The sequence below is a fragment of the Nonomuraea sp. NPDC050383 genome (genome assembly GCF_044459125.1).
Lineage (GTDB): Bacteria > Actinomycetota > Actinomycetes > Streptosporangiales > Streptosporangiaceae > Nonomuraea.
In genome coordinates this window covers 21,063-45,949 of the sequence record NZ_JBITIP010000002.1, presented here as the reverse complement: position 1 = coordinate 45,949, position 24,887 = coordinate 21,063, and the positions used below count along the sequence as shown (strand labels likewise).

Sequence of the window (24,887 nt, the reverse complement as noted above, 5' to 3'; positions counted from 1 at the left end):
GAAATCATGGCCCCGTGGAACAGGTGGAGCTCCGATTCGACCCGGCCTCGCGCGAGGCCCGTACGCACACGAACCTCTCGGCGCTCCTGCAGGACGAGACCGGCCTCTGGGTGGCCGGCGACGAGACCGCGACCGTCGAGCACCTGGTGTGGACGGGTGAGCGGTACGCGGGACAGCGCACGTTCTTCCTGGCCGACTACGTGCCCCTGCCCGCGGGGCGGCACGACGAGGCCGACATCGAGGGCCTGGCCCGCGCCGACGGCCATCTGTGGGCCGTCGGCTCGCACAGCCTGAAGCGGCGACGGGTCAAGTCCAAGGACCCGGCCAAGGCGGCCCGCCGGCTGGCCACGGTGGTCAGGGAGGAGAACCGGTTCATCCTGGCCAAACTGCCGCTGGACCCGGTCGCCAACGCCCCGCTGCCCGGCTCGGTCCTGTCGGGCGCCGACAACCTCGCGGCGCGGCTGGCGGACGACCCGCACCTGGCGCCGTTCCTGGCGCTGCCCGGCAAGGACAACGGGCTGGACATCGAGGGCGTCGCGGTCGTGGGCGAGCGGGTGTACCTGGGCCTGCGCGGGCCGGTGCTGCGCGGCTGGGCGGTGGTGCTGGAGATCCGGCCGGTGGAGGCGGGCGACCAGCGGTTACGGCTGGACGGGCCGGTCCGCAAGCACTTCCTCGACCTCGGCGGCCTCGGGGTGCGCGACCTGGCCGTGGACGACGGCGACCTGCTGCTGCTCACCGGGCCGAGCATGAGCCTCGACGGGCCGGTGCGGGTGGTGCGCTGGCGGGTGCGGCACGCGGGCGACGTGGTGCCCGCGGACGAGCTGGAGACGGTCGCCGACCTGCCGTACGGGGTGGGCTGCGACCATCCGGAGGGCCTCGCGGCCCTCAGGGACGGACGGCTCATGGTGGTCTACGACAGCCCGTCCCCCGCGCGGATCACGCCGGCCGGCGGGGTGCTGGCCGACGTCCACACCGTCCCCCGCTGAAGCCGCACCCGGGCCACCCCGGCTACGGCTGGGAAACGCGCCCGTACAGCCACGGCGCCTCCGCCACGAACGTGCACGACCCGGGCTCGATCTCGGTGAACCCGGCGTCGCGGACCACGGGCAGCCCGGCGGCGACCAGGGCGGCGAAGTCGTCGCGGGCCGCCGTGCGGGCGCTCACCGTGAGGCCCCGCGCCCGCCAGGCGTCGCGCTCGGCGGGGCTGCTGGCCCACCAGGCGAGCTGGGCGGCGTGCCCGGCCTGGGCCATGGCCTTGCCCGCCGACATGGACAGCCCGGGGTTGGCCCACAGGACCGGCGGCTCGACCGGCCGGAGCTCGCGGGTGTCGGTCAGCTCGGTGCCGGACACCTGGAGCCGCGCGAGGTCGCGCGGCCACGCGTCGAGCGGCACGGGCGGGTGGACGCGCACCTCGGCCGTGCGGTGCCCGACGGTACGGCCGGGCAGTGCCTCGGCCCTGCGCCACTCGGCGCCCCTGGCCCGGCGCACCACCTTGCGGATCCTGCCGGTGGACTGCCAGGCGTGCAGCTCGTCCGCCCACTCCCCCGGGTCGTCGAGCAGGCTCAGCACGGCCATCGCGGCCGCCTCCAGCGCGTCGGTGCGCTCGGGGGGCGCGGCCCGCTCGATCCTGACGACGAGGGGCAGGACCATCAGATCGGAGACGTTCGGATCGGAGTCGTTCGGGTCGGAGTCGTTCATCGCCCCCTAGCATGCCGGATGGCCAGAGACATGCCGGTGGCGGCCAGGCACAACAGCCCGGAGCCGTACCACGCGAGGTCGTAGGCGCCGAGGTGGTCCCGGGTCAGGCCGGCGGCGACGGCCGCGATGGCCGCGCCCACCTGGTGCGCGCCGAACACCCAGCCGAACACGATCGCGCCGTCGGCCCCGTAGACCTGCCGGCACAGCGCCACGGTCGGCGGCACGGTCGCCACCCAGTCGAGGCCGTAGAACACGATGAAGATCAGCATGCTCGGCTCGGTGGTCGCCGCGAACAGGCTCGGCAGCACCATCAGCGACAGCCCGCGCAGGCCGTAGTAGACGCCGAGCAGCACCCGGGGGTTCATCCGGTCGCTGAGCCACCCGGAGGCGATCGTGCCGGCGACGTCGAAGATCCCGATGACGGCGAGCAGGCCGGCCGCGGTGGGCTCGGCCATGCCATGGTCGTGCGCGGCGGGGATGAAATGGGTGCCGACCAGGCCGTTCGTGCTGGCGCCGCAGATCGCGAAGCCGCCCGCGAGCAGCCAGAACGGCCGGGTCCGCGCCGCCGACCGCAGCACCGACAGCGCCCGGAGCGCCGCGTTGCCCGCGGCCGGCCGGACGAGCGGAGCGCCGGGCTCGGCGCCCAGGGCGGTGGTGCCCACGTCCTCGGGCCGGTCGCGCAGCAGCCACCACACGAACGGCACCACCGCCAGGGCGGAGCCGGCCACGGTCAGCGAGGCCACCCGCCAGCCGGGCCCCTCCGCCAGGTGCGCCAGCACGGGCAGGAACACCAGCTGCCCGGTGGCGCCCGCGGCCGTGAGCACGCCGGTGACCAGACCGCGGTGCCGGACGAACCAGCGGTCGGTGACGGTCGCGACGAAGACCAGCGCCATCGACCCGGTTCCGAGGCCGACGAGGACGCCCCACAGCAGCAGGAGCTGCCAGCTCGCCGTCATCAGGACGGTCAGGCCGCTGCCGGCGGCGACGAGCAGCATGGCCGCGGCCACGACGCGGCGCATGCCGAAGCGGTCCATGAGGGCGGCGGCGAAGGGCGCGGTCAGGCCGTAGAGCACCAGGTTGATCGACACGGCGAGCGAGATCGTGCCCTTGGTCCAGCCGAACTCCTGCTGGAGGGGGGTGATCAGCACGCCGGGGGTGGCGCGGAAACCGGCGGCGCCGAGAATCGCCACGAACGCGACGGCGGCGACGAACCACGCGCGGTGGAGCCCGCGCGTGCCGGCAGGGGTGGTGCTCAAGGTCATGGGCCCCATCCTGGAGGGACCCGCGCCATGGCCGCGAGTGGCCGGAAAGCCATCATGTGAAAGAATCGGGCCATGGCACACCGAGTGGCGGTCCTCGTTCTCAACCACTTCTCGCCGCTCGACCTCGGGGTCCCGGGGCAGGTGTTCTGGGCCGCGGAGACGGCGGCCGGGGAGAAGCTGTACGAGGTGGTGACCTGCTCGCCCGGCCGCCGGGCCGTACGGTGCAGCGCCGGCTACAGCGTCGTGCCCGACCACGACCTCGACGTGCTCGACACCGCCGACACGGTCGTGGTGCCGGGCATCCACGCCGGCCGGGCCATGAAGGACGGGACCATCACGGCCGAGCTGCGTGACGCGCTGCGCGGCCGGCCCCGCGTCATGTCCATCTGCACGGGCGCGTTCGTGCTGGCCGCGGCCGGGCTGCTGGACGGCCGGCCGGCGACCACCCACTGGCGGGAGGCGGCCCGGTTCGCGGCCCTGTTCCCCCGCGTGCGGCTGGACCCGTCCGTCCTGTACGTGGACGACGGTGACGTGCTGACCTCGGCCGGGGTGGCCGCCGGGATCGACCTGTGCCTGCACGTCGTGCGGCGCGACCACGGCAGCGAGGTGGCCAACCGCGCGGCCCGTCGCTGCGTCACCCCGCCGTGGCGGGAGGGCGGCCAGGCGCAGTACGTCGACCGGCCGCTGCCCGACACCACGGGCAACGGCACCGCCGCCACCCGCTCCTGGATGCTCGGGAGCCTCGACGCCGATCTGCCCCTGGAGGCGCTGGCGGAGCACGCGCGGATGAGCGTGCGGACCTTCACCCGGCGCTTCCGCGAGGAGACGGGCATGAGCCCGGCCCGGTGGCTGGCCCGGCAGCGGGTCGAGCACGCCCGCAGGCTGCTGGAGACCACCGACCTGCCGGTGGAGGAGGTGGCGCGGCGCTCCGGGTTCGGCACGTCGGTGTCGCTGCGCCAGCACCTGCATGCCGCGCACGATCTCGGCCAGGCCGACTCGGTGGTGGGCCTCGTCCTCGGCGTGGGGGCGGCCGGCACGATGGTCGGCTCGATGCTGGTGGCGCGGGTGCGGCGCTCGCTCGGGTTCGGGCCGACGTGGATCGGGGCCCAGGTCGTGTCCGGGCTGGCCATCCTGGGACTCGGCCTCGCGGGCTCCGTGTGGGGCGTGGCCGCGATCATGGCGCTCTACCTGGCCTGTGTCAGCCTGGCGGGCATCTGCTCCATGTCGCTGCGGCAGCAGGTGACGCCCCCGCACCTGCTGGGCCGCGTCACGTCGGCGTTCTGGACGATCCACTTCTCGCTCGGCCCGGTGGGCGCGGCCGTTCTCGGCTGGGGCGCCGGGACGTACGGCGCGACGACGGTGTTCGTCTTCGCGGGCGCGTCCTGCCTGGTGCTGGCGCTGACCGCGCTGTTCACCCCCGTACGGCAGCGCCACCCCGAGCGCACCTGACCCGGGTCAGCCCCGCCCCGCGGCCCGGAACAACAGCTTCACGAGATCCTCGACCGGGCCGGGGTCCGCCGCGCGCCGCGAGGTGACCACCCCCAGGTGGCGGACCGGCCCCGGCGGCCGGATCGGCACGACGGCGACACCGTCGGCGGAGCGGTCCAGCGCGACCTCGGGGATCAGCGACACGCTCACGCCCGCGGCCACCAGCGCCTGGGCGAAGAAGTAGTCGCTGGTGCTCCCGGCGAACACCGGCTCGAACCCGGCCCCGGCGGCGTACCGGCGCAGGAACGCCTCCGTCTTCGTGCAGCCGAGCACCCACCGCTCGCCGGCCAGGTCGGCCAGGTCGACGGTCTCGCGGCCGGCCAGCCGGTGCCCCACCGGCAGGACCACCGACAGCGGGTCGTCCATCAGCGGCGTCCACTCCAGCGCCGGCCGGTCGCCGTGGACGAGCGGCAGCGGGCCGTCGAAGTGGTAGGCGAGGGCGAGGTCGGCCACCCCTTCGCGCACGAGCGGCAGGCTGTCCTCCGGCTCGCGCTCCAGCACGTTCACCTCGACGTCGGGGTGGGCGGCCACGAACGCGGTGAGCGCCCCCGGCAGCAGGCGCCGGCCGCCGCTGCTGAAGGTGGCGACCGTCAGCCGGGGACGGCCGGCCGCGATCCGGTCGATGCGCTCCTGCGCGCTGCGCAGCTCGGCGAAGACCACCTCGGCCGCCTCGACGAGCAGGCGGCCCGACTCGGTGAGGACCACGCCGCGTGTGCTGCGCTCGACGACCGGCGCGCCGATCGAGCGTTCGAGGCCGGCGATCTGCTGCGACACCGCCGAGGGCGTGAACATCAGCGCGGCGGCGGCCCTGCTGAAGCTGCCGTGCCGGGCCACCTCGCGCAGGACCCGGAGCCGCTGCACGTCGATCAACAGTTCTCCTAACGGCCTGGTAAGCGGATCGGCACTTCTGCTCACCGCCGCGTCCCGGCAGGCTCTGTGCCGTGAAGAGCGTATGCGTCATCGGCGGCAGCCGTTACTTCGGACTGCGCCTCCTCGAACGGCTCCGCGACGCGGGCGCCGCCGTCACGGTGGTCAACCGCGGCTCGGCCCCACCGCCTCCGGGCGTCGCGCACGTCGTCGCCGACCGCGACGACGAGCAGGCGCTGCGCGCCGCCCTCGGGGCGCGCACGTTCGACGTGGTGGTGGACCAGGTCTGCTACACGCCGCCGCAGGCGGCGGTCGCGCGGCGGGTCTTCGGGGGACGCACGCCGCGGTACGTCATGACCTCCACCATGGAGGTGTACGACCCGGCCACGTCCGGACTGGTCACCCCCGCCCCACCGGGCGTCCTCGTGCCGGAGAGCGCGCTGGACCCGTCCTCGTGGCCGGCGGACGGTGGTCCGGCGGCGCCTCTCGGCTCCCGGCTGCCCGCCGGGGCCGTCCGGTACGCCGAGGACAAGCGGCGGGCCGAGGCGGTGCTGGCCCGGGAGAGCCCGTTCGCGTTCCTCGCGGTGCGCGCCGCCCACGTGCTCGGCCTACGGGGGCACGACTTCACCGGCCGGCTCCGGCACTACGCCGAGCGGATCCTCACCGGCCGGCCCGTCGCGGTCCACCGCGACCCGTTCCGCACCTCCTTCACCAACGACGAGGAGATGGCCGGGCTGCTGGCCTGGGCGGCGTCCACGGACCACACCGGAGCGCTCAACGCCTGCTCCCACGGGCCGCTCGGCGTGACCGAGCTGTGCGACGCCGTCGCGGCCCGGACCGGCCGGACGCCGGTGTACCGCGTGGTGAGCCCCGGCGAGGAGGCGTCGCCGTTCTCCTTCGACCGCCACTACGCCATGGACAACGGGCTGGCCTCCCGGCACGGCTTCGCGTTCACGACCACCGCCGACTGGCTTCCCGAGGCCGTCGCCACGACCCTGCACGACCTGAAGGCGGCCTGACATGAGCACGAAGCCTCCACCCGCCGCAGCGACGCGGAGCCGCCGCCTCGGCCACACGGGCGTCGGCGCGATCGGCCTCGGCGCCATGCCCCTGTCCATCGAGGGCCGCCCCGGCGAGGCGCGGGCCGTGGCGACCGTCCACGCCGCCCTCGACGCGGGCGTCACGCTCATCGACACGGCCGACTCCTACCACTGGCACACGGGCGAGACCGGCCACAACGAGGAGCTGATCGCCCGCGCCCTCGCCTCATACGGCGGCGACCGCGACCGCGTGCTCGTCGCCACGAAAGGCGGGCGCGGCCGGCCCGGGGACGGCTCCTGGACCGTGACCGGCACGCCGGAACAGCTGCGACGGGCCTGCGAGGGGTCGCTGCGGCGGCTCGGCGTGCAAACCCTCGACCTCTACCAGCTCCACAAGCCGGATCCGGACGTCCCGTGGGCCGACTCCGTCGGCGCGCTGCGCGACCTCCTCGACGAGGGCAAGATCCGCATGGCGGGGCTGTCGAACGTGGACACCGCCCAGATCCTGGAGGCCCGCGACATCCTCGGTGACGGCCTGGTCTCCGTCCAGAACCGCTACTCCCCCGCGGTCCGCGACGGCGAGCCCGAGCTGGAGCTGTGCGAACGCCTCGGGCTCGCGTTCCTGCCGTGGAGCCCGCTCGGCGGCCTGTCGCGCAGCTCCCTGGACGGCCCCTCCCGGGAGCAGCGGCCCGCGCCGCGGTTCGCCGCGTTCCACGAGATCGCGGCCGAGCGCGGGGTCAGCCCGCAGCGCGTCGCCCTCGCGTGGCTCCTGGCCCGCTCCCCGGTGGTCATCCCCATCCCGGGCGCCAGCCGCCCGGAGACGATCCGCGACTCGGCCGCCGCCGCGGCCCTCACCCTGACCCCCGCCGAGCTCTCCCGACTCACCATCGCCCGATGATCCCGGGTGGTCACTGTGTCAGGAAGGCCTGGTGGTCGGTCAGGGCGATAGATGGGTGGAGATCCGCCAGGTCCGTCATTTCGTCGCCGTCACCACGCACGGCAGCTTCACCGCCGCCGCGCGGGCCGAGGTGATCGTCCAGTCCGCGCTCAGCGCCTCCATCCGCAAGCTGGAGCGCGAGCTGGGCGCAGAGCTGTTCGAACGGACCGGGCGCCGCCCCGCGCTCACCCCCGCCCCCGCCAACCCGGCCGCGGGCGCGCTTTTGGCCCACCTGACCTCGGGCTCCGGCCCGGCCCGGACGAGGTCCTCCCGTTAGCGGTTGACAGCGTCGCGCACCAACGGAGATCGTTCCTGACAAAGATCGATTCTGGCTCGACCGGGGAAGAGCGCGATGAAGCTGATCAACGGCGGCTTGCTCGCCGGTGTTGCCGTGGCGGTCGTGGGAGCCCTCCTGGCCCGCCGGCGTTACGTGGTGGTCACCGTCGAGGGGCCCAGCATGGCCCCGACGCTCGACGACGGCGACCGCGTCCTGGTACGGCGGCGGACGATCGACCAGGTGTCCCGAGGCGACGTCGTCGTGCTGGAGCCGCCGCCGGATCCCGCCGGGCGGGTCCTGCCCGGCCCGCCGGGGGCGGACGGACGGCGCTGGAACATCAAGCGCGCCGTGGCCTTGCCCGGCGACCCCGTGCCACCCGGCGTGCCCGGCGGCGACGCCGAGGAGCGGGTGCCCGCGGGCGCGCTCGTGGTCCTCGGCGACAACGGCCCCCAGAGCGTCGACTCCCGGCAGCGCGGCTTCTTCCACGCCGGCAGCCTGCTCGGGGTCGCGCTGCGCCGGCTGGGCGGGAGCTCTCTCTAGAGCGGAGCGGAGGGCACGCCTGTGGAGTTCCGACTTCTTGGCCCGATGCGGATCCAGGCCGGCGGCTCGGCCGTCAGGATCACGGCGCCCAAGCAACGCACCGTGCTCGCCATGCTGCTGGCGCGGGCCGGTCACGTCGTCCCGATCCGGTCGCTGGTGACGGAGGTCTGGGACGACCGTCCGCCCCGCTCGGCCGTGGCGAACCTGCGCACGTACCTCACGCAACTGCGCAAGCTGCTGCCGCCCTCCGCCGACCCGGCGGCCGAGCGGCTGGTCACCTCTGAGGCCGGCTACCTGCTGCGGGTGGGGCCGGGGGAGTTCGACCTGTTCCAGTTCGAGGAGCTGTCCGGGCACGGCGGCCGGGCGCTGGCCCGGCGCGACCTGGGGACCGCGCTGGACGCCTACAGCCGGGCCCTGTCCCTGTGGGAGGGGATGGCGGCCGAGGACGTGCCGCTCGGGCCGACCCTGCGGGAGGTGGTCGCCCGCCTCACCGACCGCTACCTGGGAGTGGTGGAGGAGCACACCGAGATCCAGCTCGCCCTCGGCCGGTACCCGGCGGCGGTCGGACGGCTGCGCGAGGTCGTCGCCCAGTACCCGCTGCGCGAGCGGCTCCACGGGCAGCTCATGGTGGCGTTGTACCGCAGCGGCGACATGGTGGGGGCGCTGGAGGCGTTCGCGGTGGCCCGCCGGGTGCTCGCCGAGGAGCTCGGCATCGACCCGGGCCCGGACCTGCTGCGCCTGCACCAGGCGGTGCTGCGCCGCGACGCGAGCCTCCTGGCGCCCGCCACGCCCGCTCCTCCGGAGCCCTCCCCGGCCGCCCCCGGCCCGCTCCTCCCGGGCCCGCTCCTCTCCGGCCCGCTCCCGCCGGCGGCGGGCGCCGGATGCGCCCAGGCCCGGTGCGCGGGCAGTGTCGGGCCGCGCCAGCTGCCCCTCGCGCCCAAGGTGTTCGTCGGCCGTACGGCGGAGCTGGCCCGCCTGCGAACCGTGCTGACCGTCGCCCCCGAGTCCGGCGCCGGCCCGGCGGTGCTGGCGCTGCACGGCCCCGGCGGGGTCGGCAAGTCGGCGCTCGCGGTGCACGCCGCCCACGCCGTCGCCCACCACTACCCCGACGGCCAGCTCTACGTCGACCTCCAGGGCTCTTCCCCCGGGCTGCCGGCGCTGAGCCCGGCCGAGGCGCTGGGCCGGTTCCTGCGCGCCCTCGGGGTGGCTCCGGACGGGGTCCCGGCCGCCCCGGCCGAGGCGGCGGCGCTCTACCAGTCGTCGCTGGCGGGCAGGCGGGTCCTGGTCGTGCTCGACAACGCCGTGGGGGCCGCCCAGGTGGCGCCGCTGCTGCCGGCGGGAGGCGGCTGCGCGGTCCTGGTCACCAGCCGGGCGGCGCTGACGACCGTGGACGCCGTACCCGTGGCCGTCGGGCTGCTCGGCGAGGCCGACTGCGTGCGGATGCTGGCCGCGCTGGCCGGGGAGGCGCGCCTGGCGGCCGAGCCGGAGGCGGCGGCCGAGATCGCCCGCTGGTGCGGCGGGCACCCGCTGGCGTTGCGCATCGCCGGCGCCCGCCTGGCGGCGCGGCCCGACTGGTCGTTCGCGCGCTTCGGCGAGCGGCTGCGCGACCAGCGGGGCAGGCTGGACGAGCTCCAGGCGGCCGGGCTGAGCCTGCGCTCCTGCTTCGAGGTGGGGTACGGCACGCTGACGGGCGCCGCCCAGGCCGTGTTCCGCCTGTTCGGCGTGCTGGAGGTGCCGGAGATGGGCGTGGAGCCGGTCGCCGCGATGGCCGGCACGGGCCACAAGGCGGCCGAGGCGGCACTGGACGAGCTGGCCGAGGCGCGGCTGCTGGAGCCGGTGGGCGACGGGCGCTTCCGCGTCCACGATCTGCTGCGGCTGTTCGCCGCCGAGCTCGCCGCCGCCCACGACCCGCCGAGGGAGCGGGCACGGGCGTTGCGCCGCGCCCTCGACGCGTACCTCGACCTCTGCCGGCAGACGCACGACCTGCTGCAACCGCACCTGCGCGGCGGCGGGGGGCGCCGCAGGGGCGGGGGACGCGAACCCGGGCCGCTGCTGTCCGGCCCGGTCGCGGCCGCGCGCTGGCTGGACGCGGAGCTGCGCTGCCTGGTGGCGGCGGCCGCGCAGGCCGCGCGCGGTGAGCCGGACGTCGCGCGCTTCGTCACGGAGCTGATGCCGCTGGTCAAGTCCGTGGCGATGAAGGGCGGCCACTGGCGGGAGCTGGAGACCCTCTCCCGCCTGGCGATCAGCGTGGCGCGACGCGAGGGCGACCGCGCCACGGAGGCGGCCACGCTCGTCACGCTGGGGCTGCTGGAGTGGCGGGGCGGCCAGGCGGAGGCGGCGCGCGACCTCATGAGCCGCGCCCTGGGCCTCTGGCACGAGGTGGGCGACCGCGAGTCCGAGGGCCTGGCCCTGCACAACCTGGGCTGGCTGAGCATGAAGACCGGCGACCTCGGCGCGGCCCTCGACCACATCACCGCGAGCCTGCGGCTGCTGGAGGCCCACGGGTCCAGCCGCCTCGGGCTGGTCGGCCACAACCTGGGCGAGGTGCTGCTCCGGCTGGGCAGGCACGCCGAGGCGGCCGACCGGTTCGAGCACTGCCTCGCCGTCCGGCGCGCCGACGGCGACCTGTACGGCGAGAGCATCACGCTGGCGGCGCTCGGCCGCGCGTACGGGCTGCTGGACCAGCGGGACAGGGCGCTGGCGACGCTGGCCGAGGCGCTGGCCCGCTGCCGGGACACGGGCAACCGGGAGGACGAGTGGGAGGCGCTGCTGGCCAGGTCCGAGATCCTGCTGCGCCAGGGCGACCCGGCCGCGGCCGAGGCGGACCTGGTCCGCGTCCTGGAGCTGACCGCGCGGATCGGCGACGCGTACGGCCAGGCGGCCGGGGCGCGGCAGCTCGCCCGGGCCCGCTCGGCGATGGCCGATCCGCGCGCCGATGCGGACGCGCGCCGGGCCGGGGAGCTGTTCGCGGACCGCGCGCTGCGCCGCGACCCGGCCCTGGAGCGGCTGCTCACGGGCCGGTTGTAGCGCAACTGTATGAGTCGCTGTATGCCCCCCAAATAGCTTTTTGGCCTGACCGCATCACAACGGAAGGAGCGTGGATCCATGTCCAACGTCCTGGGCAGGCTCGGCGACCGCATGCTCGAGAAGCTGGTCCCGAAGACGTCCGCGAAGGCCGCCTACGAGTACTACGTTCACTGCTACTGCACGGAGCGCTCCGACTACCGGAAGCTCTGCACGATCATCAACGGCAGGACCGCCTGCGGATCCTGCTACGTGTTCAGGACCTGCGGAGCCTGAGCCTTGTCGCGCCGGTCCGGCGGCGGCCTCCGCCGCCGGACCGGCGCCAGGCCCGCCGCCGGCTCGCCGCCGCCGCGCGTGCCGGCGACCTGATGGAGCTGTCCACCGTCTGATGTGAGGTCACCCCATGGCTTTCCTGATCGCCGCAGTCGTGCTCGTCGGCGTGCTGTGCCTGCTGAACCTGCTGCTCATGATGGGCGTGCTCCGGCGGCTGCGCGAGCACACCGCCGAGCTGCAGCGCCTGGCCGGCGGGCCGATGACCCCCCTGGCGTACGACCCGACGGTGCTGGTCGGGCGGGCGCTGCCCGAGGACGCGGCCGGTGCGCGGCTGGTGGGCTTCTTCGACGTCGGGTGCGACACGTGTCACGAGCGGGCGCCGGAGTTCGCCGAGACGGCCCGCGGCGAGAACGGCGGCGCCCTGGCCGTCGTCACCGGCGATCCCGCCGAGGCGGGCGACCTGCTGGATCTCATGAGCGGTGTGGCCGGCGTCGTGACCGGCGACGACGCCCTGCGGATCGCGGAGTCGGTCGGCGTCAAGGCGTTCCCGACCTTCCTGCGCACCGGCTCCGACGGCACGGTCGTGGCCGCGGACACGGAGCTGACCGGCCTCGCCCCGCTGGCGCATCGCGGGTGACCATGGCGGGCGAGGAGCGGCGCCCATCTGAGAACAATCCCGACTTCTCTCGTGTCGTAAGATCAGGGCACTTCAGGAGAGTGGTAGGGCTGTGGACATCCGCGTGCTGGGCCCGCTGGAGATCGTCGGCGACGACGGGCGGTCGCTTCGGATCGGCTCGCTGAAGCTGCGGGCGATGGCGAGCGTGCTGGTGCTGGCGGAGGGCCGGCCGGTGGCCCCGGCCACGCTGATCGACCGGTTGTGGGGCGAGGAGCCGCCGGCCGAGGCGCAGGCGTCGCTGCACTCGTACGTGTCCAACCTGCGCCGCCTGCTGGAGCCGGGACGCCGCGCCAGGGCGCGGAGCCTGCTGACGTTCGGGCCGGTCGGCTACACGCTGGCCATCGATCAGGAGCACGTGGACACCACGCGTTTCCTGCGCCTGGTCGGGCAGGCCGAGCAGGCGGCCGAGCCCGCCGAGGCGGAGCGGCTGGCGGCCGCGGCGCTCGCGCTGTGGCGTGGCGAGCCGTACCAGGACCTGGACGACCAGGCGTACGTGGGCGCTGTCAGGGCGCGGCTCACCGAGGCCCGGGAGCGGGCCCGCGAGCTGCGGGTGAGCGCCGTCATCCAGCAGGACCGCCACGGCGAGCTGCTGGGCGAGCTGGAGGCGCTGACGTACGAGCACCCGCTGCGCGAACGGCTGTGGGCGCTGCGGGCGCTGGCGCTCTACCGGAGCGGCCGCCAGGGCGAGGCCCTGGAAACGCTGCGCACGGCCCGCCGGATCCTGGCCGAGGAGCTCGGCATCGACCCGGGCGAGGAGCTGCGCGAGCTGGAACGCGACATCCTCGGACAGTCCCCCGCGCTGCTCCCCCACCGGCCGCCGCCCAAGCCGCGGGTGGCCGGGCAGGGGATCACGGGCCGGAAGGAGGAGCTGGCCGCGCTGGACGGGCTGCTGGAAGCGGCGGCGGCGGGCCGGCCGGGGTTCTCGCTGGTCACCGGGGAGCCGGGGATCGGCAAGACGCGACTGGCCGAGGAGCTGGTGAGCCGGGCCCGCGCCCGGGGTTTCACGGTCGCGGTGGGACGGTGCGCGGCGACGGAGGGCGCGCCGGCGTTCTGGCCGTGGGTGACGGTGCTGGAGCGGCTGGCCGAAACGCTGCCGCCCCTGCCCGCCGACGTGCGGGCCAACCTGCCCGGAGTCGGCTCCGCGACCGGGACCGACCCCGAGGGTGCGCGGTTTCGCACCTACGAGGCGGCCGCGCGGGCGCTGACCGCGGGCCGGCGGCCGGTGCTGGTGGTGCTGGACGACCTGCACTGGGCGGACCGGTCCTCGCTGCGGCTGCTGGGTTACCTGGCCGAGTACGTGCTGGACGGCAGGCTGGCCCTGGTGGGGACGGCACGCGACTGGCCGCCGCCGGAGGGCGCGCTGGCCGAGGCGTTCGAGGCGCTGTCGCGCCGGCAGGCGGTCCGGCTGCCGCTGTCCGGCCTTTCGGCGGCCGACCTGGCCGAGCTGACCCCGGCGGGCACGGACGTGTCGGCGCTCAGGGACCGCACGAACGGCAACCCGTTCTTCGTCACGGAGCTGATGCGTTACCTGGAAGCCGGATCGCCGGGCCACGGCACGCTGCCGCTGGGCGCGCGGGACGTCGTGCTCGGCCGGGTCAACCGGCTGCCCGAGGCGTCGGCCGCGTTGTTGCGGGTGGCGGCGGTGGCCGGGCGCGAGTTCGACGTGGCGATCGTGGCCGAGGCCGCCGGGCTCGACCTGGACGCGGCGCTGGACCGGCTGGAGCCGGCCATCGCCGCCCACCTGGTCGCGGAGGGGCGGCCCGGCCGGTTCCTGTTCGTGCACGCGCTGGTCCAGGAGGCGCTCACCGAGGTGGTGCCGGTGCTGCGCCGGGCCCGGCTGCACGCCGCCGTGGCCGCCGCGATCGAGTCGCGAACCGGCGGCTCGGCCTCCGACCGGCTGTCCGCCGCCGCGCACCACTGGCTCCAGGCGATCCCCGCGGGCCACACCGCTCGTGCCTGGCGGGCGGCGTGGCGGGCGGCCGAGGAGGCCAAGCGGCTTCGCGCGTACGACGCGGCCGTCGAGCTGCTGGAACGGGCCGAGCGGGTGGCCGAGGACGACCCGGAGCTGGGCGAGGCCGAACGCATGGACCTGCTGTCCGCCCTGGCCGAGGCCAGGTTCGGGGCGGGCGACTCGCTGGGGCAGGAGGCGGAGCTGACGCGGATCCGCCGCCTGGCCAAGCAGACGGGCGACCGGCGGCGCTGGATCGAGGCCGCGACCGGGTACGGCGGGCGCATCCTGCAACCCTGGAAGGTCTACGGCGACCACGACGCCGACCTGATGGCGGACCTGACGGAGCTGGCCGCCGACGAGGAGCTGGAGCCGTCCGCCCGCGCCCGGGTGCTGGCCTGCCTGGCGCTCCAGTCGTACTACCAGCCGGGGCGGGACCCCGCGCAGCGGGACCGGTGGAGCGCTGAGGCGGTGCGGCTGGCCCGCCAGGAGAACGACGCGACGCTGCTGGGCCGGGTGCTGTTCGCCCGCTACTACGCGCTGCTCGACCCGGACTCGGTGCTCCCGCGGCTGGCGGCGGGCGAGGAGATGGCCCGCGCCGGGCTGGAGGCGGGCGACGACGAGCTGCGCACGATCGGGCTCACCTGCCAGGGCGGCACGCTGCTGGAGCTGTGCCGGGTGCGGGAGGCTCTGGACGTGCTGGCCGAGGCCGAGCGGCTGATCGGCCGCACGCACATGCCGTACCTGCGCATCATGCTGAACTGGCTGCGGCTCGGCGTCCTCGTCAACCGCGGCGACCTGGAGGCGGCCGAGTCGCTGCTCGCGGCCACCGCCGCCGAGCAGCGGACCACCTCGATGTGGGGAGTGGAGACCACCACGGCCGGCGCCACGTACCAGGTCGCGCTCATGCGCCTGCGCCGCGGGGCGGCGGACGCGGTGCAGCCGCCGCAGGACATCTCCCACGATCAGCTCGACCGGTTCAACCTGGACGGGTACGCCCACTACCTGGTGGTCAGCGGCCGGCTGGAGGAGGCCCGGCGGGTGCTCGGGCCGTGGGAGCGGCAACCGCCGATCCCCCGCACGTTCGTCTACCTGTTCTGGCTGGTCGTCCGCTGCGAGGTCTGGGCGGCGCTGGGCGACCGCAGGGCCTGCGCCGACCTCTACGCGGCGGCCTCGCCGTACGCCGACCGGATGGGGATCGCCGGGCTGAGCATGCTGATGTGGCCGGTCAGCCGGTCACTGGCGCAACTGGCCGAGGCCATGGGCGACACCGAGGCGGCGCGGCGGCACGCCGAGCACGCCGAGGGCGTGGAGCGGGAGCTGGCTCAGCCCCACAGGTAGGCGGCGCGCCTGCGGTAGCGACCGCCGGCCAGGGTGCTGAGCAGCAGCAACGGCTTGGGGGACGTCCTGCGCAGGTGGGCCTCGACATCGGCCGGCAGCTCGGAGGTGATCCAGCCGAGCAGCGTGACCAGCCCGCGGAGGCCGTACTGCTTGCTGATCGTCTTGTGCGTCTCCGCGTCCTCCTCCGGCGTGATGTGGGCCATCATCAGCGGGATCCCGTCGATCTCCTCGTGCGCCAGGTGCGCGCCCAGGGTGTCGGCCAGCGCGCGCAGGGCGACCATGAGCCGCTCGCGCCCCGGCTCGGACGGGCCGGCGTCGAACGCCTGGAAGGCCGCGGTGCTCTCGCGGATCCAGTTGTCGCAGGCCGCGTGCTCGGCCTCCAGCGCGTCGATCGTGCCGACCGCCTGCGGCGCCCGCTCCCGCAGCAGCGGCCAGATCGTCTCGTCCTCGGCGGTGTGATGGTGGTGCAGCACGAACAGCACCCACGCGTGGTGCCCGCGCAGGGCGGTGACGCGCCGGCGGTCGTCGAGGCGGACCCGGCCGACCGCGGTGATCAGGTGTCCGAGGTCGCGGCGGAAGCCGAAGTGCGCCAGGTACATGTTGCTCATGTCGAGCGGCCCCGGCGCGGCGGCGGCCTGGCCGGGAAGCGTGATCTGCGGCACGTTCGGGCGGGCGGCGGTTCGCATGGTCGTCTTCCTTGTCGTCCTGGAGGGATGGCGCCATGGTGGCCCTCCGCTCTTGGGCGGCTCTGGAGGCTCGGCCCCAAGAGCGGCTCAAGGGCCCGTCATTAGCGTGTGCGGTCATGACGCTCACGCCCCCCTCCCCGACGTTCCGGAGCTCCATGGTGTGCGCCTACACCTCGCTCACCCGCGACGAGCGGCCCATCACCTGGCCGGTCACCCCGTACACCGGTCCCCGCGGCACGATCGACGTCAGCACCGGCCTGACCTATCCCGACAAGGCCGAGCGGGCGCGCCGCGATCCGCGCGTCGCCCTGCTGTTCGAGGGCGACCCGGTGGTGCTGGTGCAGGGCCGCGCCACGGTCCGCGACGCCGACCTGCAGGCCAACACCGACCGGTACGTCCGCGACTCCCGGGCCAAGGTCCCGGACGCCTTCTCGGGGCTGCCGCGGTTCCTGGTCAAGCGCCTGACCTGGTACTTCGCCCGGATCTACGTCGAGGTGACACCCGAGCGGATCACCTGGTGGCCCGGCGGCGACCTGACCCGCGACCCGCTGACCTGGACCTGCCCGCCCGGCACCACGGCCCCCTCCTCCGACCCGGCCCCGTCGGGCCCCCGCCTGCCCGGCCGCTCCGCTCCGCCCGCCGACTGGCGCCCGTACGCCCGCCGGGCCCGCGACCTGGGCCGGCCGACCGTGTCGGCGCTGGCCGACGGCCTGCCCGTGACCGTGCCCGCGCGTGCCTTCTCCGCCACCGCGACCGGGTACGAGCTGCGTCTCCCCGCCGGTGTGACCGTCGGGCCGGGACCGGTGTGCCTGACCTTCCACCGGCACGATCCCGGCATGCGGTGGCAGGAGAACGTCGTGCTGCTCGGCACCGCCACCGCCCCTGGCGACGACCGGCTGACCGTCGCGATCGACCGCGCGCTGCCCGACTGGAGCCTGCCCGAGGACCGCCGCCTGCGGACCCGTTCCTTTCTCGGCCACGGCAGGCAGCTCAGGCGCCGGCTGAAGGCCGAGGCCGCCCGCCGCGCCCAGCCGGTGCCGAAGGTCCGCCTCCAGGCGCGCTGACGCAGCGGGTTCAGGCCGCCGGTTCGCAGCGGGCCCGGCGGCCGCGCGGGCACCGGGCCCACCCCCACCTTTAACTGTTAGTTCATCCGAGAAGTTAACGCAAGATCTAGTTAAAACCACATGACTCTTGCTAAGAATTGGGGGCTGCAGCAGATCGACTCCCGTTCCGCCCCCCGTGGGAGACCCCTCTCCCGCCCTCCCCCCTGGGAGACGCATGGACGACGATCGGCGGCTCGCCGGCCACCTTCTCGACCGTTCCCGCCGAGGCTTCCTCGGCATGACCGGCGCCGCGTTCGCGCTGGCGTTCACCACCCGCCTGGCCGACCCGTGGACGGCGGAGTCCACCGTCTCCCGTTCGGCCGACTACCCCTTCCAGCTCGGCGTCGCCTCGGGAGATCCGCTGCCCGACGGCGTCGTGCTCTGGACCCGCCTCGCCTCCCGCCCCCTCGAACCGCTCGGCGGCATGCCGTACACCCGTATTCGCGTCTCCTGGGAGGTGGCCGAGGACGATCAGTTCAAGCGCCGCGTACGGCACGGCGACACCTGGGCGACACCGGAGTACGGCCACTCCGTGCACGTGGACGTGCGCGGGCTCAAACCGGGACGCGACTACTTCTACCGGTTCAGGACCGGCGGCGAGATCAGCCCGGTCGGCCGCACCAGGACCGCGCCCGTCACCGCCGACCGGCTCAAGATCGCGTTCGCGTCGTGCGCGTCGTGGCCCGACGGCTTCTACACCGCCTACCGGCACCTCGCCGCGGAGAACCCCGACGTGGTCTTCCACCTCGGCGACTACATCTACGAGTACGGCATCGTGCCCACGGGCGGCCGCCGGAACACGCCCGTGCCGGACCCCTTCCGCGTCCAGTGCGACACCCTCGACCGCTACCGCATCCAGTACGGCCTCTACAAGAGCGACCCGGACCTGCAGGCGGCCCACCACGCGGCCCCCTGGATCGTCACCTGGGACGACCACGAGGTGCTCGACAACTACGCCGGCGACGTCGGCCCCGGCGGCAACGTCACCGAGCAGGACTTCCTGGTGATCAGGGCCAACGCCTACCGCGCCTACTGGGAGAACCTGCCCCTGCGGTTACCGCAGCTGCCCGACGGGCCCGACAGCCGGCTCTACCGGCGGTTCGACTTCGGCAGGCTGGCCCGGTTCAACGTGCTCGACACCCGCCAGTACCGATCCGACCAGGTGTGCGGCGACGGGCAGCAGATCGACTGCGCCGAACGCCTCGACCCCTCCCGCACCATGCTCGGCGACGAGCAGGAGAAGTGGCTGCTGGACAGCCTCGGCCGCTCGCCCGCCAAGTGGAACGTCCTCGCCCAGCAGATCGCCATGTGCCAGCTCGACTTCGACCCCGGACCGGCGCAGAAGCTCAGCATGGACCTGTGGGACGGCTACAAGGCCGCCAAGGACCGCGTGCTCAACGGCATCGTCGAGCGCGGCGTTTCCAACCCGGTCGTGCTCACCGGCGACATCCACTACAACCTCGCCGGCGAGCTCAAGGCCGACTTCAACGACCCCGCCTCCCCCACCATCGGCGTCGAGCTGGTCTGCACCTCCGTCACCAGCGGCGGCAACGGCAGCGCCTCGACCGGCGTCCCCGCCGGCGGGTCCGACCCGGTCAACCCGCACATCAGGTTCTCCGGCTACCAGCGCGGCTACGTGAGCTGCGAGGTGACCCCTGACGCCTGGCGCACCGACTACCGGGTGGTCCCCTACATCGACCGGCCCGGCGCGCCGGTGGAGACCAAGGCCAGTTTCGTCACCGTCGACGGCCGGCCCGGCCTGAACGTGGCGTGAGGAAGGAGATGACCGTGAACAGACACCGACTGGCCGCCGGGATCCTCGCGCTCGGGCTCCTGTCCGGCCCCGTGGTGGCGGCCGTGGCCGACGCGGGCGAACCCCCGGAGCCGGCCGTGCGGACCCCCGAGCCGGCGCTGGCCCCGCAGTCCCAGCCCGAGCCGCAGGTCCGCCTGCGGCCCTCCCGCGAGCGCGGGCGCACGGGCCGGATCACGCCCGTCGCCGGCGCGGAGCGCCTCCAGGTGCCCGCGGGCGTCGACCCGGCCTGCGCGCCGTGGATCGAGGCCGGTCTGCGCAACGGCGGCGGCAAGGCCGTCTACGCCGACCTGTTCGCCGAGATCAAGCCGCCGCTGACCGCCTCCCGGCCGATGATCTCCAGCTACCTGCCCGCGGGCTACGAGCTCGGCGTCAAGCTGCTCATCGGCATCCCGCCGGAGGCGCCGCTCGGCGAGTACCCGCTGACCCTGCGGACCGGCTCGGAAAGCCTGACGGTGCCGATCACCGTCGTGGACCTCGCCGGCCTGGACAACGGCGGCAACGTGGCGCTGCGCCGTACCGTTACCGCGTCGTCGGCCCACACCGGCGGCAACTACCCCGCGTGCAGCGTCGTGGACGGCGACCGCAGCTCCGACGGCTGGGCGGGCGGCAACGGCTGGAACGACGCCACCTCCCGGACGTGGCCGGACACCCTGGACATCGCGCTCGGCCAGGAGCGGACCCTGTCGCGGGTGGACCTGTACACCATCGACACCGCCCGCTACCCCGCCTCGACGTACGGCCTGCGCGACTGGGACGTCCAGGTCCGGACCGGCGGGCAGTGGCAGACTGTGGCGGAGGTGCGGGGCAACACCTCGGGCGTGGTCCGCTCCGACTTCGCCCCGGTCTCGGCGGACGCGGTCCGCATCCTCACCCGGGCCTCCAACGGCGCCAACGATTTCAGCCGGGTCATCGAGGTGGAGGCCTACTGACGGGCCTGCGGGAAAGGGCTGCCGCATCGGCCGTGAGACGACGAGATCCCGCCCGATCGAGGTGATCGGACGGGATCTCGTGAACAGTGCGGGGTGGAGCTATGGGGATTCGAACCCCAGACCTCCTCCATGCCATGGAGGCGCGCTACCAACTGCGCTATAGCCCCGTGGTGCGTGCACCAGTGTATCGGACTCCCCGGGCCGCCGCGCACGGCCGGCGGCCCGCGGATCCGCCCGTCCAGGGGGACGGGCGGAGGTCAGCCGAGCGTCCGGGCCTGGTCGATGAGGCGGGCCAGCTCGCCCACCATCGGGTCCTCCGCCGCCTCGGCCAGCCGCCTGGCGTGCTCCCCCAGCACCGGCAGGTCGAGCCCGAACGCGTCCCGGTCGCGCAGGTACAGGGCGAAGGCGGCGGCCGTCACGTCCACCTGGAGCCGGACCGGCGCCTTCTCCCAGATCGAGGGGGCCAGCGCGGCCACGTCCACCGCCCGGCCCGCCTCCGCGGGGGCACGCGTGTCGGGGTCCTGCCAGCGGACGGTCGCCTGGGCGAGCTGCCCCGTGGCGCCCGGCTTCAGCCGCACGCTGTAGAGGGCGGTCACCGCGTGGCCGGGGCCGACCTCGCCGCCGTCACGGTCGTCGTCACGGAACTCTTCGGCGGACATGGCCCGGTTGTCGTAGCCGATCAGCCGCTGGCTATCCACGACCGACGGGTTGAAGACGACCTGCGCCCTGGCGTCGCGGGCGCGCAGCTCGATGGTGGCGGGCAGGCGGGCGGCGAAGACCTTCTCGGCCTCCTCCCGGCTGCTGACGTACACGGCGGCGCCGTCGCCGTTGTCGGCGAGCTGCTCCATGAGCTCGTCGCCGTACTGCCTGCCGACGCCGACGGTGAGCAGCGTGACCTGCCGGCCCGCGTACTCCTTGACCCGGTCCAGGATGGCCTGCCAGGCGGTGGCGCCCTGGTTGGCCAGCCCGTCGGACAGCAGGACGACCCGGTTGGTGGCGGCGGCGCGGAACGCCCCGGCCGCCTGCCGGTAGCCGGTCACCAGCCCCGCCTCCAGGTTCGTGCCGCCCTGGACGGCCAGCCGGTCCACGGCGGCGTGCAGCTCCGGCCGGGCGGTGAGCGACGTCATCGGGACGAGGGTCTCGGCGGTGTCGCTGAAGGCCACGACCGACACCCGGTCGCCGGCCGCGAGCTGGTCGATGAGCGTGTGCAGAGCCTGCTTGACCAGGTCGAGGCGGCCGGGCTCGCCCATCGACCCGGAGACGTCGACCACGAAGGTGAGGTCGGCGGGGCGGCGCGAGGCGGCGTCGGACCCGCGCGTGCGCAGGCCCACCCGGACGACCGCGGTGTCGGAGCCGGGCATGCGGGCCCCGTCGACGTGGACGGTGAACCCGTCGCCGGCCGGCTCGGCGTAGTCCTGGCCGAAGGCGTTGACGAACTCCTCGGGCCGGATCTGGGCCGGCTCGGGGCGGCGCCCCTCGCCCAGGGTGCGGCGGGCGTAGGCGTACGAGGCGGTGTCGACGTCCAGGGCGAACGTCGAGATCTGAGCCTCCACCGCGTCACGCCGGGCCTCGCCCTTCCGGTCGGCCGCCCTCCCGGCGTCGGGGCCGGCGCGGCGAAGGGTGGGCCGGGGCTGGGCCGGCAGGCCGGACTCGGGCTCGGGGGCGCGCTGGGCGGAGTCGCCGGCCGTGCCCCCCGGCCCGCCCCCGCAGGCCGCGAGCGCGAGCAATGCGACAAGTCCGACGCCCGCTGCTAAAGGTCGAAATTTCACTGCGAACCACCTCCACACGGATCGACGGTTCCCCATCGCCGCGTGGCCGGGCGAGTGATCCAAGCGAGCGCGAACCGCGACCGGGGCGTGACCGCCGGGATCACCCGGCTCACTCCCGCCCCGGGCGAGGAGTCAGGCCCTCACGGCTTCCATGACGGGTCGCGGCCGAGCTCGCCCAGGGCGCGCTCCAGATGGGAGGCGTCCGCGGGCACCTCCACCGGCTCGCCGAACGCACCCATCCTGCGCCCCGTCGGCGCCATGTCCGCGACGAACGCGAGCAGCCGCTCCGCCTCCTCCTCGTCCACCTCGTACGGCCTGCCGGTCGCCACGGCCAGGTCCCAGCCGTGGACGACGAGGTCGCACAGGGACATCGCGGCGAGCGTGGTCATCGGCAGCCCCATGCCGGCGCTGACGCCTTCCCATGCCTCCGGCCGGCGCCAGACGGCCAGCATCCGCTCGGCCCGCGCCCGGAAGTCGCCGGTGTACTCACCCTGCGGGATCATGGGCCCGCCGGAGGCCAGCGACTCGAACAGCGACGCCCCCCACTCCAGGTGCGCGATCAGTCCCCGGACGTCGAACTCGGCGCACGGCGTCGGCAGCGTGAGCTGCTCCTCGCCGACGCTCTCCACCAGGTCGGCCGTACGACCGGCGGCGCGTTCCATCAACGGCAGCGTCTCATTCATGACCCCAAGCATGCCAGCGCCGCGGTGGCGCGATCACCAGTGCAGCAGGAGCAGCTCCGCCGAGAAGCCGGGCCCCACGGCCATCAGCAGCCCGGACTGCCCCGGCCGGCCGCGCGTCCGCTGGAGGACGTCCAGCACCGACACCGACGACAGGTTGCCGTGCTCCCGCAGCGACTCCCGGGTCACCGCGAACGCGGACGGCGGGACCCCCAGCACCTCCACCATCGTCTCGATGACCTTGGGGCCGCCTGGGTGGCAGATCCAGGCGCCGACCTGGTCGGGGGTCAGGCCGTTGTCGGCGAGGAACGCCTTGACGTCGCCGCCCAGCACCTGCTGGACGAAGCCGGCGAGCCCGTCGTCCAGGACGACGCGGAAGCCGTGCCTGCCGATCTCCCAGCCCATGAGGTGCCCGGTCCCCGGATACAGCTTGCTGCGGGTGGTCACCACCTCGGGTCCCGCCCCGTGCCCGGTGGCCACGACCGCCGCGGCGCCGTCGCCGAACAGGGCGCCGGCCAGCAGGTTGGCGACGGAGGTGTCGTCGCGCTGGAGGGTCAGGGAGCACAGCTCCACGCAGACGAGCAGCGCCACGTGGCCGGGCCAGCCGCGCAGGTAGTCGTTGAGCCGGGCCAGGCCGGCCGCCCCGGCCGCGCAGCCGAGCCCGAACACCGGCACCCGTTTGACGTCGTCGCGCAACCCGGCGCGCTGGGCCAGCAGGGCGTCGAGCGACGGCGTGGCCAGGCCCGTGCTGGAGCAGAACACCAGGTGGTCCACCTTGTCCGGGGAGAGCCCGGCCTTGGTGAGGGCGCCGAGGACGGCCCGCTCGGCGAGGTCGAGCGCGATCTCGGTGTGCGTCTCGTTGGCGCGGGTGAAGGAGTCGAGCTTGCCGTAGTCCTCCAGCGCGAGGGCGAGATTGCGGCCCTGGACGCCGGTGGCGGTCTGGAAGTGTTCCAGGAGGTCCCGGTCGGCCTCGGTCAACCGGGAGAACGCCTCGGTGATCTCCGCCTGGTCGTAGCGGTGATCAGGAAGAACGGTGTGGACCCCCGATATGTGCATGCACTGTTTCTCCCGCTCTGGAGGGCGGGCTAACATGCGCCCATGCCGATCCCGGTCTCGCTCACCCCTTCTTTGCCGACCGTGGCGGTGCTGGCGTTCGACGGGATGGGGCCGTTCGAGCTGGGCTGCGCCGTGGAGATCTTCGGGCTGTCCCGGCCGGAGCTCGGGGTGCCCTGGTACGACCTGAGGGTCTGCGCCGAGACGACGCAGCCGCTGCGCGCGGTCGGCGGGTTCACCGTCCAGGCGGCGCACGGGCTGGACGTGCTGGCCACGGCCGACACGGTGATCGTGCCGGGCGTGCCCGACGTGCGGGGGCCGGTCTCGCCGCCGCTGGTCGAGGCGCTGCGGAGGGCGCACGGGCGCGGGGCGCGGCTGGTGTCGATCTGCTCGGGCGCGTTCGCGCTGGCGGCGGCGGGCCTGCTGGACGGGCGCGAGGCGGCCACCCACTGGCAGTACGCCGACCTGCTCCAGCGGCGCTTCCCCGAGGTGCGGGTCAACGCCTCGGTCCTGTACGTGGACGGGGGCGACGTGCTGACCAGCGCGGGCAGCGCCGCGGGCCTCGACCTCCTGCTGCACCTGGTGCGCGCCGACCACGGCCCGGGGATCGCCAACGCGGTGGCGCGCCGGCTCGTCGTCGCGCCGCACCGGGAGGGCGGCCAGGCGCAGTTCATCGAGGCCCCGATACGTCCGCTGGAGGACGACGGCGCGGTGGCGCGGGCGATGGAGTGGGCGCTGGCCGACCTGGCCCGGCCGATCAGCGTGGCCGACCTGGCGCGGGTGGCGCACATGTCGGAGCGCTCGTTCCTGCGGCACTTCCGACGGCGCACCGGCACGACCCCGCTCAAGTGGGTGATCTCCCAGCGGGTGGCGGCCAGCCTGCCCCTGCTGGAGGGCACGGGCGCGCCGGTGGAGGAGATCGGGGCGGCGGTGGGGTTCGACAGCCCCGTGACGTTCCGCCAGCACTTCTCCCGGACGATGCGCACGTCCCCGTCGGCCTACCGTCGTGCCTTCACCACCCGAACCGGCCAGGACGTCATGTCGTCAGGCGCCGCGGCGAGGTGACCCCGACACTGCGGGCGCGGGTCAGAGCCGGTAGTCGAAGGTGTAGGAGTGGGATCCGTCGGGCGCGACGTGGATGTCCATCTCGCCCCGGATGCCGCGCAGCTCCCCCGTGCCCGAGTCGGGGACGACGGCGACGCGCAGCGACGGCTCCCCCCGTTCGCTGACCGCGGTGTGCTGGACGACGAAGCCGCCCTTGCGCCCGCCGAGCGTGCCCTCGATCCGCTCGACCGCCACGTAGGCGCGCGAGTCCTCGACCTCGGTCCCCGTGGCCAGCATGGTGACGGTCGAGGTGCCGTCGAGGTCGCCGTGGAAGGTCTTGGTGAGCGTGATCTGGGCGAGCGAGACGCCGTCCTGCTCGGAGAAGGGCGGCTGGGGATTCCAGCCGCCGGTCTCGAAGGTTCCGTGTGCCGTCATGGCA

The 24,887-nt window shown here is 74.6% G+C and carries 22 protein-coding genes and 1 tRNA gene; 14 read left to right on the top strand and 9 right to left on the bottom strand.

Annotated elements, in window-relative coordinates:
* Positions 1-14 precede the first annotated feature (14 nt).
* Positions 15-986 (top strand): DUF3616 domain-containing protein, encoded by a 972-nt coding sequence (locus ACIBG4_RS04965; RefSeq protein WP_397200726.1) that lies wholly within the window; start codon positions 15-17, stop codon positions 984-986.
* A 22-nt stretch (positions 987-1,008) separates the two neighbouring features.
* Here the strand turns inward: ACIBG4_RS04965 and ACIBG4_RS04960 are convergent, their stop codons facing one another.
* Together ACIBG4_RS04960 and ACIBG4_RS04955 are read right to left on the bottom strand one after the other, a co-directional pair.
* Complete coding sequence (locus ACIBG4_RS04960) at positions 1,009-1,698, bottom strand: aminoacyl-tRNA hydrolase (protein WP_310711654.1); 690 nt, start codon at positions 1,696-1,698, stop codon at positions 1,009-1,011.
* Positions 1,695-2,960, bottom strand: a complete 1,266-nt coding sequence (locus ACIBG4_RS04955) for an MFS transporter (RefSeq protein WP_397200725.1) — start codon at positions 2,958-2,960, stop codon at positions 1,695-1,697. Before ACIBG4_RS04955 ends, ACIBG4_RS04960 begins: the two co-directional genes overlap by 4 nt.
* A gap of 72 nt (positions 2,961-3,032) precedes the next feature.
* Here ACIBG4_RS04955 and ACIBG4_RS04950 point away from each other — a divergent pair, with 72 nt between their 5' ends.
* Positions 3,033-4,409, top strand: coding sequence for a DJ-1/PfpI family protein (locus ACIBG4_RS04950; RefSeq protein ID WP_397200724.1), 1,377 nt, complete (start codon positions 3,033-3,035; stop codon positions 4,407-4,409).
* Positions 4,410-4,415: 6 nt separating this feature from the next.
* Here ACIBG4_RS04950 and ACIBG4_RS04945 read toward each other — a convergent pair whose 3' ends face one another.
* Positions 4,416-5,309: a LysR family transcriptional regulator gene (locus ACIBG4_RS04945; protein WP_355439732.1), complete on the bottom strand. Its 894-nt coding sequence runs from the start codon at positions 5,307-5,309 to the stop codon at positions 4,416-4,418.
* Positions 5,310-5,389: 80 nt separating this feature from the next.
* Between ACIBG4_RS04945 and ACIBG4_RS04940 the strand changes: the two genes are divergently transcribed.
* The 8 genes from ACIBG4_RS04940 (at position 5,390) to ACIBG4_RS04905 (ending at position 15,371) form a co-directional block, all read left to right on the top strand.
* Positions 5,390-6,334 carry a reductase gene (locus ACIBG4_RS04940; RefSeq protein WP_397200723.1) on the top strand — a complete coding sequence of 315 codons (945 nt, stop codon included), beginning with the start codon at positions 5,390-5,392 and terminating at the stop codon, positions 6,332-6,334.
* Between the two features lies 1 nt (position 6,335).
* Positions 6,336-7,253: an aldo/keto reductase gene (locus ACIBG4_RS04935; protein ID WP_397200722.1), complete on the top strand. Its 918-nt coding sequence runs from the start codon at positions 6,336-6,338 to the stop codon at positions 7,251-7,253.
* A 55-nt stretch (positions 7,254-7,308) separates the two neighbouring features.
* Entirely contained in the window at positions 7,309-7,569 is a 261-nt protein-coding gene (locus ACIBG4_RS04930) for a LysR family transcriptional regulator (RefSeq protein WP_397200721.1), read from the top strand.
* A gap of 75 nt (positions 7,570-7,644) precedes the next feature.
* Positions 7,645-8,109, top strand: coding sequence for a signal peptidase I (lepB, locus tag ACIBG4_RS04925; RefSeq protein ID WP_397200720.1), 465 nt, complete (start codon positions 7,645-7,647; stop codon positions 8,107-8,109).
* A gap of 45 nt (positions 8,110-8,154) precedes the next feature.
* Positions 8,155-11,136: a BTAD domain-containing putative transcriptional regulator gene (locus tag ACIBG4_RS04920; protein WP_397200719.1), complete on the top strand. Its 2,982-nt coding sequence runs from the start codon at positions 8,155-8,157 to the stop codon at positions 11,134-11,136.
* Between the two features lie 78 nt (positions 11,137-11,214).
* Positions 11,215-11,409 carry a hypothetical protein gene (locus ACIBG4_RS04915; RefSeq protein ID WP_310711664.1) on the top strand — a complete coding sequence of 65 codons (195 nt, stop codon included), beginning with the start codon at positions 11,215-11,217 and terminating at the stop codon, positions 11,407-11,409.
* Positions 11,410-11,536: 127 nt separating this feature from the next.
* Positions 11,537-12,043 carry a hypothetical protein gene (locus ACIBG4_RS04910; protein ID WP_397200718.1) on the top strand — a complete coding sequence of 169 codons (507 nt, stop codon included), beginning with the start codon at positions 11,537-11,539 and terminating at the stop codon, positions 12,041-12,043.
* 91 nt (positions 12,044-12,134) lie between these two features.
* Positions 12,135-15,371: a BTAD domain-containing putative transcriptional regulator gene (locus tag ACIBG4_RS04905; protein ID WP_397200717.1), complete on the top strand. Its 3,237-nt coding sequence runs from the start codon at positions 12,135-12,137 to the stop codon at positions 15,369-15,371.
* Here the strand turns inward: ACIBG4_RS04905 and ACIBG4_RS04900 are convergent.
* Positions 15,356-16,057, bottom strand: a complete 702-nt coding sequence (locus ACIBG4_RS04900) for a hemerythrin domain-containing protein (protein WP_397200716.1) — start codon at positions 16,055-16,057, stop codon at positions 15,356-15,358. The two genes, ACIBG4_RS04905 and ACIBG4_RS04900, sit on opposite strands and share 16 nt — an antisense overlap.
* 116 nt (positions 16,058-16,173) lie before the next feature.
* Here ACIBG4_RS04900 and ACIBG4_RS04895 point away from each other — a divergent pair, with 116 nt between their 5' ends.
* The 3 genes from ACIBG4_RS04895 (at position 16,174) to ACIBG4_RS04885 (ending at position 19,902) form a co-directional block, all read left to right on the top strand.
* Positions 16,174-17,121 (top strand): hypothetical protein, encoded by a 948-nt coding sequence (locus tag ACIBG4_RS04895; protein ID WP_397200715.1) that lies wholly within the window; start codon positions 16,174-16,176, stop codon positions 17,119-17,121.
* Between the two features lie 214 nt (positions 17,122-17,335).
* Entirely contained in the window at positions 17,336-18,934 is a 1,599-nt protein-coding gene (locus ACIBG4_RS04890) for an alkaline phosphatase D family protein (RefSeq protein ID WP_397200714.1), read from the top strand.
* Positions 18,935-18,948: 14 nt separating this feature from the next.
* Positions 18,949-19,902 carry a discoidin domain-containing protein gene (locus tag ACIBG4_RS04885; RefSeq protein ID WP_310711670.1) on the top strand — a complete coding sequence of 318 codons (954 nt, stop codon included), beginning with the start codon at positions 18,949-18,951 and terminating at the stop codon, positions 19,900-19,902.
* Positions 19,903-19,996: 94 nt separating this feature from the next.
* Here ACIBG4_RS04885 and ACIBG4_RS04880 read toward each other — a convergent pair.
* The 4 genes from ACIBG4_RS04880 to ACIBG4_RS04865 form a co-directional block, all read right to left on the bottom strand.
* Positions 19,997-20,069 (bottom strand) — tRNA-Ala (locus ACIBG4_RS04880).
* 90 nt (positions 20,070-20,159) lie between these two features.
* Positions 20,160-21,629: a von Willebrand factor type A domain-containing protein gene (locus tag ACIBG4_RS04875; protein ID WP_397200713.1), complete on the bottom strand. Its 1,470-nt coding sequence runs from the start codon at positions 21,627-21,629 to the stop codon at positions 20,160-20,162.
* 182 nt (positions 21,630-21,811) lie between these two features.
* Positions 21,812-22,354 (bottom strand): TIGR03086 family metal-binding protein, encoded by a 543-nt coding sequence (locus tag ACIBG4_RS04870; protein WP_397200712.1) that lies wholly within the window; start codon positions 22,352-22,354, stop codon positions 21,812-21,814.
* 33 nt (positions 22,355-22,387) lie between these two features.
* Positions 22,388-23,407 (bottom strand): type III polyketide synthase, encoded by a 1,020-nt coding sequence (locus tag ACIBG4_RS04865; RefSeq protein ID WP_397200711.1) that lies wholly within the window; start codon positions 23,405-23,407, stop codon positions 22,388-22,390.
* A gap of 42 nt (positions 23,408-23,449) precedes the next feature.
* On the opposite strand from ACIBG4_RS04865, the gene ACIBG4_RS04860 reads away from it, so the two are divergent.
* Positions 23,450-24,469, top strand: a complete 1,020-nt coding sequence (locus ACIBG4_RS04860) for a helix-turn-helix domain-containing protein (RefSeq protein ID WP_397200710.1) — start codon at positions 23,450-23,452, stop codon at positions 24,467-24,469.
* 21 nt (positions 24,470-24,490) lie between these two features.
* Here ACIBG4_RS04860 and ACIBG4_RS04855 read toward each other — a convergent pair whose 3' ends face one another.
* A complete protein-coding gene (locus tag ACIBG4_RS04855; RefSeq protein ID WP_397200709.1) occupies positions 24,491-24,883 on the bottom strand; it encodes a DUF3224 domain-containing protein in 393 nt (130 codons plus the stop codon).
* Positions 24,884-24,887 lie beyond the last annotated feature (4 nt).